Origin of the sequence: Kaistella sp. SH40-3 (assembly GCF_030686865.1) — a bacterium.
In the GTDB taxonomy this organism is placed as follows: Bacteria; Bacteroidota; Bacteroidia; order Flavobacteriales; family Weeksellaceae; genus Kaistella.
This window is the reverse complement of record NZ_JAQYUS010000008.1, coordinates 60,224-76,240: the sequence shown is the minus strand read 5'-3', so window position 1 is coordinate 76,240 and position 16,017 is coordinate 60,224. Positions and strand designations below refer to the sequence as shown.

At 35.4% G+C, this 16,017-nt stretch carries 15 protein-coding genes and 1 riboswitch; of the genes, 9 read left to right on the top strand and 6 right to left on the bottom strand.

The genetic code is table 11. The features are described 5' to 3' along the window. The first annotated feature begins 41 nt into the window (after positions 1-41). Positions 42-145: riboswitch (SAM riboswitch) on the top strand. Positions 146-198: 53 nt separating this feature from the next. The 7 genes from PUH65_RS12715 to metF all read left to right on the top strand — a co-directional run bounded on the left by PUH65_RS12715 (position 199) and on the right by metF (position 8,604). Beyond that, the gene (locus PUH65_RS12715) at positions 199-1,149 is read left to right on the top strand and encodes an alpha/beta fold hydrolase (RefSeq protein WP_305520513.1); all 951 of its coding nucleotides are present in this window, start codon (positions 199-201) and stop codon (positions 1,147-1,149) included. Beyond that, positions 1,139-2,677, top strand: coding sequence for a homoserine dehydrogenase (locus tag PUH65_RS12710; RefSeq protein WP_305520512.1), 1,539 nt, complete (start codon positions 1,139-1,141; stop codon positions 2,675-2,677). The genes PUH65_RS12715 and PUH65_RS12710 overlap by 11 nt, the downstream gene beginning before the upstream one ends. A gap of 27 nt (positions 2,678-2,704) precedes the next feature. Continuing rightward, positions 2,705-3,715 (top strand): homocysteine S-methyltransferase family protein, encoded by a 1,011-nt coding sequence (locus PUH65_RS12705; protein WP_305520511.1) that lies wholly within the window; start codon positions 2,705-2,707, stop codon positions 3,713-3,715. A 270-nt stretch (positions 3,716-3,985) separates the two neighbouring features. Beyond that, the gene (tnpA, locus tag PUH65_RS12700; protein WP_305520510.1) at positions 3,986-4,438 is read left to right on the top strand and encodes an IS200/IS605 family transposase; all 453 of its coding nucleotides are present in this window, start codon (positions 3,986-3,988) and stop codon (positions 4,436-4,438) included. Then, complete coding sequence (locus PUH65_RS12695) at positions 4,413-4,613, top strand: hypothetical protein (protein ID WP_305520509.1); 201 nt, start codon at positions 4,413-4,415, stop codon at positions 4,611-4,613. Before tnpA ends, PUH65_RS12695 begins: the two co-directional genes overlap by 26 nt. Positions 4,614-4,628: 15 nt before the next feature. Next, a complete protein-coding gene (metH, locus tag PUH65_RS12690) occupies positions 4,629-7,289 on the top strand; it encodes a methionine synthase (protein WP_305520508.1) in 2,661 nt (886 codons plus the stop codon). A gap of 358 nt (positions 7,290-7,647) precedes the next feature. Next, on the top strand, positions 7,648-8,604 hold the full coding sequence (gene metF, locus PUH65_RS12685) for a methylenetetrahydrofolate reductase [NAD(P)H] (protein WP_305520507.1): 957 nt from the start codon (positions 7,648-7,650) through the stop codon (positions 8,602-8,604). A 4-nt stretch (positions 8,605-8,608) separates the two neighbouring features. On the opposite strand, the gene PUH65_RS12680 is transcribed toward metF, so the two are convergent. From PUH65_RS12680 to PUH65_RS12655, 6 genes are all read right to left on the bottom strand, one after another. Continuing rightward, positions 8,609-9,274 (bottom strand): hypothetical protein, encoded by a 666-nt coding sequence (locus PUH65_RS12680; protein ID WP_305520506.1) that lies wholly within the window; start codon positions 9,272-9,274, stop codon positions 8,609-8,611. A 48-nt stretch (positions 9,275-9,322) separates the two neighbouring features. After that, on the bottom strand, positions 9,323-10,111 hold the full coding sequence (locus PUH65_RS12675) for an SDR family oxidoreductase (RefSeq protein ID WP_305520505.1): 789 nt from the start codon (positions 10,109-10,111) through the stop codon (positions 9,323-9,325). A 37-nt stretch (positions 10,112-10,148) separates the two neighbouring features. Continuing rightward, positions 10,149-10,979, bottom strand: coding sequence for a 5'-nucleotidase, lipoprotein e(P4) family (locus PUH65_RS12670; RefSeq protein WP_305520504.1), 831 nt, complete (start codon positions 10,977-10,979; stop codon positions 10,149-10,151). 37 nt (positions 10,980-11,016) lie between these two features. After that, on the bottom strand, positions 11,017-12,249 hold the full coding sequence (locus tag PUH65_RS12665; protein ID WP_305520503.1) for a 3-phosphoshikimate 1-carboxyvinyltransferase: 1,233 nt from the start codon (positions 12,247-12,249) through the stop codon (positions 11,017-11,019). Between the two features lie 38 nt (positions 12,250-12,287). Beyond that, positions 12,288-12,614, bottom strand: a complete 327-nt coding sequence (locus tag PUH65_RS12660) for a nucleotide pyrophosphohydrolase (RefSeq protein ID WP_305520502.1) — start codon at positions 12,612-12,614, stop codon at positions 12,288-12,290. A gap of 146 nt (positions 12,615-12,760) precedes the next feature. Next, entirely contained in the window at positions 12,761-14,146 is a 1,386-nt protein-coding gene (locus PUH65_RS12655) for a hypothetical protein (RefSeq protein ID WP_305520501.1), read from the bottom strand. 184 nt (positions 14,147-14,330) lie between these two features. Here PUH65_RS12655 and PUH65_RS12650 point away from each other — a divergent pair, with 184 nt between their 5' ends. Both PUH65_RS12650 and PUH65_RS12645 read left to right on the top strand, forming a co-directional pair. Then, positions 14,331-14,582 (top strand): type B 50S ribosomal protein L31, encoded by a 252-nt coding sequence (locus tag PUH65_RS12650; protein ID WP_133438841.1) that lies wholly within the window; start codon positions 14,331-14,333, stop codon positions 14,580-14,582. Between the two features lie 211 nt (positions 14,583-14,793). Next, complete coding sequence (locus PUH65_RS12645; RefSeq protein WP_305520500.1) at positions 14,794-15,954, top strand: GlmU family protein; 1,161 nt, start codon at positions 14,794-14,796, stop codon at positions 15,952-15,954. The last annotated feature ends 63 nt before the right edge of the window (positions 15,955-16,017 follow it).

The window sequence follows — 16,017 nt, the reverse complement described above, 5'->3', positions numbered from 1 at the left end:
CTTTCCTTTGCAACGAAATAAGTTCATTTACATATTTGAAAATGTTATTAAGAAAGGTGGAGAGATTAGACTCAATGAAACCTTGGCAACCCTTCGGAAACGGAGAAGGTGCTACATTCTATCCCTATTTGGGAAGAGATAACAGAAACTATTTTTACCTTTCTCAGGTAGCATTTTCAATTTTAATTTTAAGAAAAATTGAAAACTTCGCTACAACATATCACGCTCAAAAAACATCAGTTAGTATCAGGAAAAATCCTTGATATCGATTTGTCGTATCAACTATTTGGTCCGGAATTGCATTCTGTGCCAATCGTTTTGGTGAATCATGCCTTTACTGGAAATTCAAATGTTACCGGAGAAAATGGTTGGTGGAATTCTATAATCGGCGAAAATAAAATCATTGATACCAATACTTTCTCTGTCATTTGTTTTAATATTCCAGGAAATGGTTTTGATGGGAGTTTAATTAAGAAATATCAGGATTTCACACCGAAAGATATTGCGACTATTTTCCTGCAAGGTTTATCATTTTTAAATATTTCTAAACTTCATACTTTAATTGGTGGTTCCTTGGGCGGCGCAATTGGTTGGGAAATGTTAGCAATTAATACTGATTTGGCAGAAAACTTCATTCCGGTTGCTTGCGATTATAAAACTTCAGATTGGTTGCATGCTCAATGTTTGGTTCAGCAGTTTTTATTGGATCATCCAATTCAACCTTTGCAAAAAGCCAGAGTGCATGCGATGTTGTGTTACCGAACGCCGGCATCTTTAAATGAAAGATTTAAAAATGAAATTCATCCTGAAAAGAAGATTTTAAATTCCCACGACTGGCTCAAATTCCATGGAGAAAAATTGAACGAGCGATTTAGTTTGGATGCTTATCGGCTCATGAATCATTTGTTGATGACTATTAATACTGATGAGAAAAAACTGGAAAATATTAAAGCAAACATTCATTTCATTGGTGTTGATTCTGATTTGTTTTTCCCTGCTTTTGAAATGCGGAAATGTCAAGAATTTTTAAAGCAAAAAAAATCAAATATTTTCTACCACGAAATAAAATCCATTCACGGTCACGATGCATTTTTAATGGAATACGGCCAACTTAATCAAATTTTAAATACAATCATTCATGAAAAATAGGAACGAAATAAAGATCTTAAAAAACAAATCAATCATCAAGTTCGAAGGAAAAGATTTCTTGGGAGAAGTCGGAATTGATGGCAGAATCTTTAAAGCATTGACTTACGCAAGAATCAGCGTGGGCGTTATTTCTCAGCAAGCCGTAGAAAATGGGATTTCAGTTTTGGTTAACGAAAGTGATTCCGAAAAAGCCGTAAACTGTTTGATTGAGGAATTTGAAAAAGAACGAAAGTCAGGAAAAGTAAGTCAGATTTTTAGCATTAATAATGTTTCTGTCTTGGGATTTGTAGCGCAGGATTTTAATAAAATTATGTCAGAATTAGCCAGAAATAATATTTTCCCTTTAATTTTAAATCAAGTCCTGGCAGAGAATAGAATTAATTTGGTCGTTACTTCTTCACAAGATGAGAAAGCGAAAAATATCATCGAGGCAGAAATCTTTTCAAAACCCAAAACCGTTCATTTAGCGATGATTGGTCACGGTAAAGTTGGATCGACCTTGATTAATCAGGTATTAGAAAATTCAGAAGTAATCCGCAATCGAAAAAAACTTGATTTAAAAATCGTTGCGGTAGCAAATTCCCGAAAGATTGCCTTTAATAAAAGTGGCTTTAATAAAAGTTGGGCAGATGATATTTTGGTTGCAGAAGAAGAATCTACAATGGATTCTTTAATTAAATTCTCACAGGTTAACCAATTAGAAAACTTAATTGTAGTCGATAATACGGCGAGTGTAGATTTTGTGAAAAATTATACGCGTTTGGCCGAAAACGGTTTCGATCTGGTTTCTTCAAATAAGATTTTTAATACTTTACCAATTTCTGAATACCGCAATTTCCGTCATGTTTTGAATAAGAAAAATAAAAAATATCTCTATGAAACTAATGTTGGAGCAGGTTTACCCTTAATTGATACCATTAAATTACTGCATTTATCCGGTGAAAATATCACTCGAATTAAAGGCGTTTTTTCCGGTTCACTCAGTTATATTTTTAATAATTTTTCAGTGAGAGACGAGAAATTTTCAACTGTTTTAAAAGAAGCAATGGATCAAGGATTTACAGAACCCGATCCGCGTGAAGATTTATCAGGAAATGATGTTGCCAGAAAACTTTTAATCTTAGCCAGAGAACTTGATTTAAGCAACGAATTTAGCGATATCAATATCCAAAGTTTAATTCCTGCAAGTTTAGTAAATCTTGATAAAAATGATTTCCTAAAGAGTTTAGATCTTTTAGATGTTCATTTTGATGAAGTGAAAAAGAACCAAAAAGAAAATCACGTCCTGCGTTTGGTCGGAGATTTACATGGCGATTTGCAGCAGGAAAAAGGAGAACTCGATGTTCAGTTAATTTCTGTTCCCGCCAATTCTGCTCTCGGACAATTAAAAGGTTCAGATTCCATATTTGAAATTTACACCGAAAGTTATGGTGAAAATCCAATTGTAATTATGGGTGCCGGCGCCGGCGCAAAAGTTACTGCCAGGGGAGTGTTCGGAGATATTCTGAGATTGTCTGAAAATAAATAACGGTCATTTTAATTTTATTTAAAAAAAATGAAAAATACAGCAGCACTTTATAAAGCCTTAAACGAAAGAATCCTCATCCTCGATGGAGCGATGGGCACGATGCTTCAGCGCTATAAATTTTCGGAAGAAGATTACCGGGGCGAACGATTCAAAGATTGGGAATATTCTTTAAAAGGAAACAACGATTTACTTTCACTCACTCAACCACACGCCATCGAAGAAGTTCATAGAAAGTACTTAGAAGCCGACGCTGATATTATCGAAACCAATACTTTTTCAGGAACGACCATCGCCATGGCAGATTACCACATGGAAGAATTGGTTTACGAACTTAATTATGAATCAGCGAAAATTGCACGAAAAGTTTGTGATGAATTTACTAGTCAAAATCCAGACAAACCAAGATTTGTGGCTGGTTCGATGGGACCAACCAATAAAACGGCAAGTTTAAGTCCGGATGTTAATGATCCGGGTTTTCGAGCGATCACTTTTGATGAACTGCGAATTGCGTACAAACAACAGGCGAAAGCGCTTTTAGACGGCGGTTCAGATATTTTTTTGGTTGAAACAATCTTTGATACTCTAAATGCGAAAGCCGCCCTTTTTGCGATTGACGAAATTCAGGAAGAAAGGAATATTAAAATCCCAGTTATGGTTTCGGGAACAATTACCGATGCTTCCGGACGAACTTTGAGCGGACAAACCGCCGAAGCATTTTTGATTTCTATATCTCATTTGAATTTACTGAGCGTCGGATTAAACTGTGCTTTAGGAGCGAAACAATTAACACCTTATTTGGAAACTTTATCCAAGAATTCTGACTTCTTTATTTCGGCTTATCCAAATGCTGGTTTACCGAATGCTTTCGGACAATATGATGAATCGCCTGAATTCATGGCAGAACAAATTCGTGAATATGCAGAAAAAGGTCTCATCAATATTATTGGTGGTTGCTGCGGAACTACGCCACCACACATTAAAGCGATTGCTGATTTGGTGAATGATTATGAACCTCGAAAAATTAGCGTCAAAATCTAAAACTGTATAAACCGATAGCAATTGAACATGAATGAATTATCAAAAGACAGTGGTAAAATGTTACGTTGATAAATTGTTGAATATCACCGTAAAGCCACGAAGTGGCAAAATCAATAGCATTGGGTAAGCGAAGCGCGGCCCAATGATGCTAATGAAAATAACCAGAAATCAAAAGGTCTGAAAGACCGAAATCAAAAGCATAGGGTAAACGAAGTGCAGCCCTATGAAATCAAAAATTGAATTATTATAATTTCAATAAACACAACGAAAATGGGACAATCTTTAAACAAAATCTATGTGCATTTAGTTTTCAGTACCAAACACAGAAATCCTCTAATAACAGAAGAAATACAAGAAGAATTGTTTAATTATTTAGGCGGTATTTGTAAAAATTTGGAATGTGATCCAATTCAAATTGGTGGACATAAAGATCACGTTCATATCTTATGTTTATTATCAAAGAAGATTGCCTTAATGAAACTGCTGGAAGAGGTGAAGTCACATTCATCAAAATGGATCAAAACAAAAGGTAAGGAATTCGAAAATTTCTATTGGCAAAATGGATATGGAGCATTTTCGGTAAATCCGACTGAAATTGAAGTGGTGAAAAAATATATTATTAATCAGGAAGAACATCATCAAAAGAAATCATTTCAGGAAGAATTTTTAGCATTTTTAAAGAAATATGATGTTGAATATGATGAAAGATATATCTGGGATTGATAAATGTTTAAAATTGATTTCGCCCTTTCAGGGCTTTGATTCGTATCCTGTGTTTTTCATTGGGTTGCACCCAATGCTATTGATGTCGCCACTTCGTGGCTTGTATATGAAAATGTGCTGTTTCATTGGACTACACCCAATGATGATGATGATTGCGCCACTTCGTGGCTATTAAAAAGAATAAGAAAAAATGAAATATCTAAAACTTTCAGGTCTCGAACCTTTAATTATAACACCTGAATCCAATTTTATTAATGTTGGTGAACGAACAAATGTTGCCGGTTCTAAGAAATTTCTTCGATTGATAAAAGAAGAAAAATATTCTGAAGCACTCGATGTTGCCCGTGACCAAGTTGATGGCGGTGCTCAAATCCTGGATGTTAATTTTGATGATGGATTACTCGACGGAAAATATGCCATGGTTAAATTTCTTAATTTAATTGCATCAGAACCCGATATTTCCCGGATTCCAATAATGATTGATTCTTCGAAATGGGAAATTCTGGAAGCAGGATTGCAAGTCGTTCAGGGGAAATGCGTGGTGAACTCCATAAGTTTAAAAGAAGGTGAAGCGGAATTCATCCATCATGCGAAAACCATTAAAAGATACGGAGCAGCAGTCATTGTAATGGCTTTCGATGAAAACGGACAAGCCGATAATTACGACAGAAGAATCGAAATCTGTAAAAGATCTTATGATATTTTGGTGAACCAAGTTGGTTTTGCGTCCGAAGATATTATTTTCGATTTGAATATTTTCCCTGTTGCAACTGGAATGGAAGAGCACCGAAGAAATGCTTTGGATTTTATCGACGCTACAAAATGGGTTCGTGGAAATCTACCAAATGTTTCCGTGAGCGGTGGAGTTTCTAATGTTTCGTTTTCGTTTAGAGGAAATGATAATGTGCGGGAAGCAATGCATTCCGTTTTTCTTTATCACGCCATTAAAGCCGGAATGAACATGGGAATCGTGAATCCATCGATGTTGGAGGTTTATGACGAAATCCCGAAAGAATTATTGGAATTGGTGGAAGACGTAATGCTCGACAGAAGAGATGACGCAACAGAAAGATTACTTGATTATTCCGAAAGAGTAAAATCGACCAAAAAAGAATTCGTTGAAGAATTAGAATGGCGGAAAGAACCATTGCAAGATAGAATTACCCACGCTTTGCTCAAAGGAATTGACCGTTTCATTATTGAAGATGTTGAGGAAGCACGAACTGTTTCCAAAAGACCTTTGGATGTTATTGAAATTAATTTAATGACTGGAATGAGCGTTGTCGGCGATTTATTCGGCAGTGGGAAAATGTTTTTGCCTCAAGTTGTAAAGTCTGCGCGCGTAATGAAAAAAGCCGTCGCTTATTTGCAACCTTTCATTGAAGCAGAAAAAGATGAGAAACAAAAACCCAATGGGAAAATATTAATGGCAACCGTAAAAGGCGATGTCCACGATATTGGAAAAAATATTGTGAGTGTTGTTTTGGGTTGTAATAATTATGAAATCATCGATTTAGGCGTGATGGTTCCGGCGGAAAAAATCATTCAGGCTGCGATTGACCATCAGGTTGATGTGATTGGATTGAGCGGATTGATTACGCCAAGTTTAGATGAAATGGTTCACGTTGCCGATGAATTGCAAAGAAAAAATTTAAACTTTCCATTATTGATAGGTGGCGCCACAACTTCAAAAGCGCATACCGCCGTAAAAATATTTCCAAAATATGGACATACCGTCGTTCATGTGAATGATGCGTCCAGAGCAGTTGGCGTGGTTTCTCAATTGTTGGATCATAATAATGTACAATATAAAGCAGATTTAAAAATCGATTACGAAGATTTCCGTGAGAAGTTTTTGAACCGACAGATAGACAAAGAGTATGTAACAATCGAAGAAGCGAGAAAACAAAATTTCACCATCGATTGGGAAAATGAAAACATTTCGAAACCTAAAAATCTAGGAATTCATATCATCGAAAATCAAGATTTGCGAGAATTGCTTGACTTTATGGACTGGACTCCTTTCTTCAGAAGTTGGGAACTTCATGGGAAATTCCCGCAGATTTTAACCGATGAGGTTGTTGGTGAACAGGCGACTGAATTATTTAAAGAAGCCAAGGTAATGTTAGATAAAATCCTTGATGAAAAACTATTTACCGCAAAAGGAATTTTTGGAATTTTCCCTGCAAACTCAAATAATCAAGATGATATTTTGGTTTACGACGAACAGAAAAATGAACTGGCAAAATTCCATACTTTAAGACAACAACTTAAGAAATCTGCCGGAAAAGAATATCATGCTTTAAGTGATTTCATCGCTCCAAAAACTTCAGGAAAACAAGATTATGTCGGAGCGTTCGCCGTAACAACAGGATTTGGAACGGAGGAATTAGCAAAAATATATTACGATGATGGTGATGATTACAATGCAATTATTGTTAAAGCATTAGCCGACCGTTTAGCAGAAGCATTTGCGGAATTTCTGCATCATAAAGTTCGAACAGAATTCTGGGGTTATGCCGAAGATGAAAAGTTAGAAAATGAAGATTTGATTGCCGAAAAATATTTAGGAATTCGTCCCGCTCCAGGTTATCCTGCTTGTCCAGATCATTTGGAAAAAACCACGATTTTGAATTTGCTTAAAGTGAAAGAAAATATCGGTTTAGAACTGACAGAAAGTTTAGCAATGTTTCCGACTGCCGCAGTTTCTGGATATTACTTTGGAAACCCGAAATCGAAATACTTCGGTGTTGGAAAAATCTCTGAAGATCAGTTGAAAGATTACGCTGACAGAAAAGGTGTTGATTTGGAATTTGCGAGAAAATGGCTGAGTCCAAATTTGGCAGATTAAAAAAGCCACGAAGTGGCGCAATCAACAGCAATGGGTGAAGCCCATTGAAAAGAAATCATCAAAATGGATGAATTGAAAAAATCAGAAATTCGTTGCGAAGCCCTGAAAGGGCGTATTCAATTATCAATTATCAATTATCAAAACCGAAATCGTCTAAATTGATACAAGATTTATTAAAAAAACCGAATCTGCAGCCCGACTTGAGTGGAGCTCTTTTTTCTTGAAATTTTTGCAGGGGAAATGGTGGTGGAAAAATTTTAAGAAAAAAACGGGAACGGAAGGCGGAATTGTCTGCCCAAAAAAACATTAAAAAATTAAAGAGAGATTAGTTCGCTAGTTTCTCATTGACAAATAAAAAATGAAAATTACAGATCACATAAAAAACGCGAACGGAAAAACGTTGTTCTCTATAGAAATTATTCCGCCAACGAAAGGAACGGGAATCGAAGATTTATATAAAAATATCGATCCGCTCATGGAATTTAAACCGCCATTTATCGACGTGACAACATCTCGAGAAGAATATATTTATCTGGATAAAGGAAATGGTTTGATGGAAAGAAAAATCACCAGAATGCGTCCGGGAACTTTGGGGATTTGTGCAGCAATTCAGCATAAATATAATGTAGATACCGTTCCGCATGTTTTATGTGGCGGTTTTACGAAAGAAGAAACCGAGTATCTTTTGGTAGATTGTATGTATCTCGGAATTGAAAATGTGATGGCGTTACGCGGTGATGCGATGAAAGGGCAGCAGTATTTTGAACCAACTCTTGGCGGTCATAAATACGCGACTGATTTGGTTCAACAAATGAATGATTTAGGACGTGGAAAATATTTGCATGATGAAAAGATCTGTGAAGAGAATAATAAATTTTGTGTTGGTGTTGCGGGTTATCCAGAGAAACACATTGAAGCGCCTTCTATGAATTATGATTTGAAATGGCTGAAAGAAAAAGTTGATGCTGGTGCCGATTACGTCGTAACGCAGATGTTTTTTGACAATAAAAAATTCATCGAGTTTGTAAAAAGTGCACGAGAAATGGGAATTACAGTTCCGATTATTCCTGGGATTAAACCGATCGCCACCAAGAAGCAATTGCAACTTTTGCCACAGGTTTTCAAAATCGATTTACCAGAAGATTTAATTTCTGCCGTAGAAAATGCAAAAGATAATGCCGCTGTAAAACAAATCGGGATTGAATGGGCCGTGAATCAATGTCGTGAATTGTTTGATTTTGGAGTTCCGGTTCTCCATTTTTACTCCATGGGGAAAAGTGATAATATTAAAAAAATTGCGCAGGAATTATTTTAGAAACTTACTTATTTAAAAATTGAGCCAAACGAATTAAATCTTCTTCTTTACTGATTTTCAGTTTGTTAGATTTAATGAATGCTGCGATCTCAGATCTGTTTTCTGTGAATTGCTTGATGAGATCGTCGGTGTTTTTAGGAATTTTTATAAACTGGTTATTGGTTTCGAAATAATAAACCGGTTTTACGTTTTCAAATTTTGGTGGAATTGCTGAGGTAAATGTATTAACTGCAGGAACTTCTGGTCTAAACTCCGTTTTCAGTTTTTTAAGTAATCTTGTTTTTCCAGGAACAACTTCATAGAAATATCCTTGCATTTCACCAGAATCTAAGTAAACAAAAACGGCTGGTGAATTTGCATAAGCGATTCTGGAATATTTTTCGCTTTTTGGCAAAACATAAATATTTCCATCGTTTAAAATCTCAATAGCATCCGTGTATTTGTTGTAGCGAACATTCATTAAAGTCGTTGCGTTTTGAACTTTTGCTGACATGAAAACTGCATTGTAATAAGCATTTCCCCGAATGTCTGCATAAGTTAATTGACCTTTCGGAGTACTTATTTTCTCCATGAACTTATTGAATCGATACGCTTCGTTAATGTTACTTGATTGCGCATTCATGGAAATTATTCCAGAAACAACGAGTAATAAAGTGATGAATGGTTTCATATTATGCTATTTAAAGTCTGATAAATATACTTTTATTTTAGATAGCAATTAATCTAATTTGTTATATTTCCGCATTAAATTTTCGTAAAAATTTTGAGGGAGAAGCCATTTTAAGGGAACTCCGATTCGCTGTCCAAATTTTCCGAAATAAAAATGGGCTTTCCAGGATTTCTTCTCCAGTAATTTTTCTATGTATTCCGCAACTTTAATCGGTTCTGTTCCTTCGTCAACGTGGGAATTCATCAATCCATACACTTTGTTAAAGGTATTTTGATACGGTTCAGAAACTTTTGTTTTTACTCTGTTTTCAGCGATATTCGTTTTTATGTCACCCAAATGCAAAGCACAAACTTGAATATTCCAGGGAGAAACTTCATAACGAATTGCTTCTGTTACTTTATCCAAAGCCGATTTTGAGGCCGAATAAAATCCACGAAACGGCAATCCCATTTCGCTTCCAATACTTGAAATATTAATGATTTTTCCTAGTTTCTGTTTGCGCATTTTTGGTAAAACGGCGGTCATCATTTGTACCGAACCAACCAGATTGAGGTTGAATAATTTCAGGATTTCCTCTTGTGTAGAATCTTCAACTGCGCCAACCATTCCCATTCCAGCATTATTGATGAGTACATCAATTTTGGTTTCAGTCTTTAAAACTTCAACAATTGCATTTTGAACCTGGTCATGATCGGTGATGTCGGTTGGAATCGTTTTAAAATATTCGGATTCCACGTTTTTACGGCTCAATCCGAAAACGGTATGTCCTTTTTTACCGAGATATTCAGCCAGTGTAAATCCAATTCCGGCAGAAGTTCCGGTGATGAGTATTGTCATTTTTTTTAATGTAAAAAGTTTTCTTTCTGAAATTGAATTAATATCCTCGCAAATTTTTCAAGAAAACTTGATCTTTTTCTGCAGGTGTTAATTGATGATTATATCCATTTAAAGCCGATTCCCAATCTCCATAACCCGAGTTTGGCAGCATGATAAAACGTTTCCCAAACTCACTATAGTTTTCATCAACCAACTCATTGCGTTCTGCTTGTGATTTTTTATTAAACATTTTCGAGAAATCTGCTAAATTATCGCCCATATAAATAATGACATTATAATTTTTTAGAACTTCTGAACGGCGGGCTTCTTTATCAGAAGTGGTGCTTTTCAAAAGCAGGTGTTCATTGTCTGCATTAGGAAATCCTAAATCTTTTAAATTTTTAAGAGTTCCAATTCGATCATTTTCATCACGGTTCGAAATGTAAAAAACCGGCACCTTTTTTGAAGCAGCATAATTAAAGAAATTCAACGAGCCGGGATATGCTTTTGCTTCTCCCTTTGCAGTCCAGTTCATCCAAGTTTTTGCGTCGTAATCTTTACCAAGTTCGGCTTCTGTTACGGCATAAGGTGAATTGTCTAGAAAAGTTTCATCAATATCGGTAATAATGGCTAAAGGTTTTGTTGATGCTATTTTCAAGTTTTCATCAATTCTAATCTGCGCAAGATTATACGCTTGATAGCACAAAGCTCGAAATTCACCCGCATTCTGTTGCCAAACCGCAGAGAATACTTTTCCGTTCAATGAAATATTATGAAGTTCCTGCGCCGAATTTACTGTAGTTTTCTCGGGTAAAGTTTTGACTGAGATTTTACAAGAAGTCAAAACGACCATTAAAAATGAGAGTGCGGTAAGTTTAAAAGTCTTCATTTTTTATTATATTATTCAAAATTAATTTGGATGTGGTTTAAAGAATAGGTTCTGTAACGGTTTGAAAATCTTCCCAAAACTGTGGATAGGATTTTTCAACGACGTTTTTATTTTCAATCGTCAATGGTTTAATTAAGCAAAACGGCGCGAAACTCATCGCCATTCTGTGATCATCGTATGTTGCAATTGAAGGATCTTCATTCGGCTCAAAGAATTTGGTCGAATGAATCGAGTTTTCCGTTATTTCAGTAATACAGCCGATTTTAAAAAGTTCGTTTTTTAAGGCCACCAAACGATCCGTTTCTTTTACTTTTAAAGTTGATAAGCCAGTGATTTTAAAAGGTATTTGTAAAGCCGTCGCTGTTACACAAAGCGTTTGTGCGATGTCCGGACAATCATTCATGTCCAGCGAAATCTCTTCTGGGAAGACAAAAGTGCTTTCCGGCATTAATGAAATTTTACTTTCTGAACCTTGGGAAATCGTATTCACGCCAAAGAAGTTCCAATAGATTTCTTTAATCGCAGAATCGCCTTGAAGCGAGTGCGGACGGAAACTTTTGAGGTTAATCGATTTTCTGCCAATAGCAGCCAAAGAATAAAAATAGGAGGCCGAACTCCAGTCGCTTTCTGCAATGCATTTGGTGATTTGCGAACTTTTATCTGTTTGAATATTCGGAAATATTTTAATGACCTGACCTTCCCATTGCGTGGAAACCCCTATTCTTCTTAGAATTCTTAAAGTCATTTCTAAATAAGGGCGTGACGTAATTTTCCCGATCAAATTGATTTGTAAACCGTTTTCCAGCTCCGCCCCAATCAACATTAATGAAGAGATAAACTGACTCGAAATGTCAGCCGGAATCATGACTTTGCTTTTAACGATCTTTTTTCCAACTATTTTCAAAGGTGGAAAACCTTCTTTTTCGACATAAGAAATATCCGCTCCTAAATCCCTTAAAGCATCGACCAGAAATTGAATTGGTCTTTGTGTCATTCGGTCAGAACCAGTTAAAATCGTGGTTCTTCCTTCTTGAATTGAAAGGTAAGAAGTCAGAAAACGCATGGCAGTTCCGGCGTGGTGAATGTCGATGGTTTCAGAATCGCTTTCCAATGCTTTTTGTAAAAGTTGGGTGTCTTGGGAATTCGAAAGGTTTTCGATGATGATATTTTCAAACAGATGACTCAAAATCAAAAGACGATTCGAAATACTTTTCGAACCGCTAATTTCTATGGTTTCATTGTCTTTTAATTCTGATTTTTCAAGCCTCATTTTTATTTTTTATCTTTAAAATTAAGAATGACGAGTTCTTATTTTAGTTTCTCGTTATTTTGATGACGATCTTTATCGCGGTCTGTTTTTACTTTCATTTTGCGGTCAAATGCTTCCTGCAAGTTCGTTCCTGTTTGGTTTGCCAAACATAAAATAACAAATAAAACATCGGCTAATTCTTCGCCCAGATCTTTTGATTTGTCAGATTCTTTTTCGCTTTGTTCGCCATATCGTCGGGCAATTATTCGGGCAACTTCACCAACTTCTTCAGTTAGCATCGCCATATTGGTGAGTTCATTAAAATACCGAACACCTATTTTTTTTATCCATTCATCAACCTCCTGTTGAAGTTTTGTGATTTCCATATATCTTGTTTTTTTATGGCAGACATTTCCGCCTTCCACTCCCGCTTTTTTGTTCCTCGTTCCTCGTCGCAAAAAGAGCTTCGTTCAAGTCGGGCTGCAAGGTTCGCTAATTTAGAAATTAGGGGATTTTAAAAGTAACAGTTGTGTTACTGGTAGGCTCCCATACTTGGACTAACCGTTCTGGTAACTCCTATAATATCCTGCGGAACTGTTCCTGCAGTTCCTATGTTTCCTTTTCCTTTTGCGGACGAATCGTTTTTTAATCTCAAGTTCATTTTTTGGGTAAAGTAATTCTGGAATTTTGGATCTTGATTTTTAATCGAACCTGTGTCTAAAGTATAATTTGCACTGCCACCGTATTTTACTAATGAGTTTTGGAAACTGTAATTAAAAGTTTGTCCAGCAGTTGGTTTAAAAAGAACTGCATTATCATTATCGGTATAAATAATCGAGTTTTTTATATTTAAAGTTAAAGAACCTTGCTCAATTGAAGTGCCATTATCATATTCATTGGCTGCGTACAATCCCAATCCTGGAAGTGCAGAATTCAAATTCCAGTAATTCGCCAAAGTAGAGTGTATGATATTATAAGTTCCACCTTTGAAAATAGCAAAATCTGCGTTCCCGCAATTATTCATGACTAAGTTTTTAGCCGTCACTACAGAATTAATTGCCATGATCCCAAATTCCTGATGCGTGTGGAAAATAGAGTTAGCAATGGTTGCATTCGTTTGATTCATTTCTAAGCCAACAGTTCCGCCAAAAACTTTTGCATAATTCATTGTTAAATTAGAGTTGGCATCCATCATAATTCCCTGCCAGTTTTTAGGAATCGTATCGTATCGCGTATCATTTCGATCTCCACGGAAAATAACTTCTTCTCCTAAAGTTCCATTAATGTTAAGATTGGCATTTTTAGAAATTTTCAATCCACTGTTTTTATGGAAATAAATTTTAGTTCCTTTTTGAATATCGAGTGTTTTTCCTGAATCAAGTGTTAAATCACCGAAAATTATTTTCGCTTTATTATTCGTCCATGTCGTATTTGCAGTCAGAACATTTGGATTCGTTTTACTTTGAATATAAAATTCAGCATCCTGAACCACAGAAAATAAGGTCACATGCTGACTTCCGGCCGGAGTTTGAAAGTTAATCCGATCTTCAGCAATTGCTTCTGGAGCATTGGCAATCGGTGCTATTTCTACGAAAATGTAAAGACTGTCGTTTTTTCTTAAAGGAATATCAGTAAAATCGGTTCCTGCTTTTCCATCAACATTAATTCGATATAAGGAACCAGTGCCTTTTTCCAGGTTAATTTTTGGAATCATGACATCTTTATCTTCTGTGTTGTAAATTTTTACAGCATAAGTTTCGGAGCGAACCTGATTATAAACCGTGTCGAGGAATAGAGTGTCGTGTGAAAAACGCAACATTTGGGTTGGGCTTTCAAAGTTGATATCGTCTCTGTTGCAGCTGATTGTCGTTAAAAGAATCCAAAAAGAAAAGGCGAGTATGAGTTTGAATTTATTCATTTTATAGGGAATAGATATAGATTTCAAATTTAATTAAAATTGTTGAACAGAAAAATTATTAATTAAGTTGATATAGTATTTGGAGATTAGAAAAATATTTGTACTTTTGCGGTCTAAAATTTAGCAGAGAAATACCATTACTATTTCGAAAGCAAAGCTTTAATTATTAATAATAAAATAAGTTATGAAAAACGGAATCCACCCAGAAAATTATAGACTTGTTGTTTTCAAAGATATGAGTAACGACGAGATGTTTCTTTGCAAATCTACTGCAGATACCAAAGACACTATTGAATACGAAGGTTCAACTTACCCATTGATCAAAATGGAAATCTCTTCAACTTCTCACCCTTTCTATACCGGAAAAGTGAAATTAGTTGATACAGCAGGTAGAGTTGATAAATTCATGAACAAGTACAAAAAATTCGCGAAATAATTTTCGAATTTTAACGATAATTAAAGTCTTTCAAGTTTTTTGAAAGACTTTTTTTATTGTAAATTTGATTTCAAGCACTATGTCAAAGTTTAAATCTTTGACAAAGTTTTTAGAAATACCGCGAATGCACGAATTTTCTACAAATTATTTTGTTAGAAATTTTGTATTTGATGGCATTCAATCAATCATTTTTAACCATCAATTATAATCTATGCAACTCGTATTTTCAGATGCCCAGTTTTGGGAAGATTTTTTACCATTAACTTTTACCCGACCTGTCGCAGAAATGCGTTGTGGGATTTTAACCTTTTCAGAAAGATGGCAAAAGTTGTTGAATTCATCGGAAGTTTCTTATCTCACCGAAGATTATCTGCAGGAAAAATTTAAAAAATACGAACCAAAAGAAAGTTTATTTATTGTTCCCAATTTTTTGCCGAGCGAAAATCTTTTGATGCAGATTAAAGATTTGCAACTAGGAGAAGCATTGGTTTACAAAGATGAATTGCTGGCGGTCAGAATCAATATGGAAAATTTTTCTTTAAATCAGATCAGTAAAATGACTGATGTTGAAGAAGATGTTTTGTTCTTTAAGCAGCCAACCGATTTATTTACATATAATGAAAAGGCAATTAATTTTGATTTCGATTTATTGACCAAAGAAAAGACATCTGCGAAACTCTCTGAGACTAATGGGTTTTTAGGAGATGAAAAAGATTTATTTATCGAAGAAGGAGCGGAAATCGAATTCTCAACTTTAAATACCAAAACTGGAAAAATTTATATCGGTAAAAATGCCGAAGTAATGGAAGGTTGTAATCTTCGTGGTCCAATTGCACTTTGTGAAGGATCTAAATTTAATTTAGGCGCCAAAGTTTATGGCGCAACAACGATTGGTCCGCATTGTAAAGTTGGTGGTGAAGTTAATAATATCGTCATTTTTGGATATTCTAATAAAGGTCATGATGGATTTATCGGAAATTCTGTCATCGGTGAATGGTGTAATATCGGTGCAGATACCAATTCTTCTAACCTAAAAAATAATTACGCCATTGTAAAATTGTGGAATTATAAAGCCCAAAAATTTGTAAGTACAGGATTGCAGTTTGCGGGTTTAATTATGGGTGATCACTCCAAAGCAGCGATTAACACTCAGTTTAATACTGGGACAGTTGTAGGAGTTGCTGCCAATATTTTCAAAAGCGGATTTCCACCCAATTTAATCGATAATTTTTCTTGGGGCGGAATGAAAGGCGACGAAAAATTCAAATTAGAAAAAGCATACGAAGTTGCAGAATTAGCGATGGGCAGAAGAAAAGTTCCTTTTACAGAAGTCGATCAAAAGATATTAAAACATATTTACACAGCGTTTTAATAATTAAAATCTGACTATTATCACATCATCAATTGATGTGGTCTCAGAGTCAACCGATCAGAA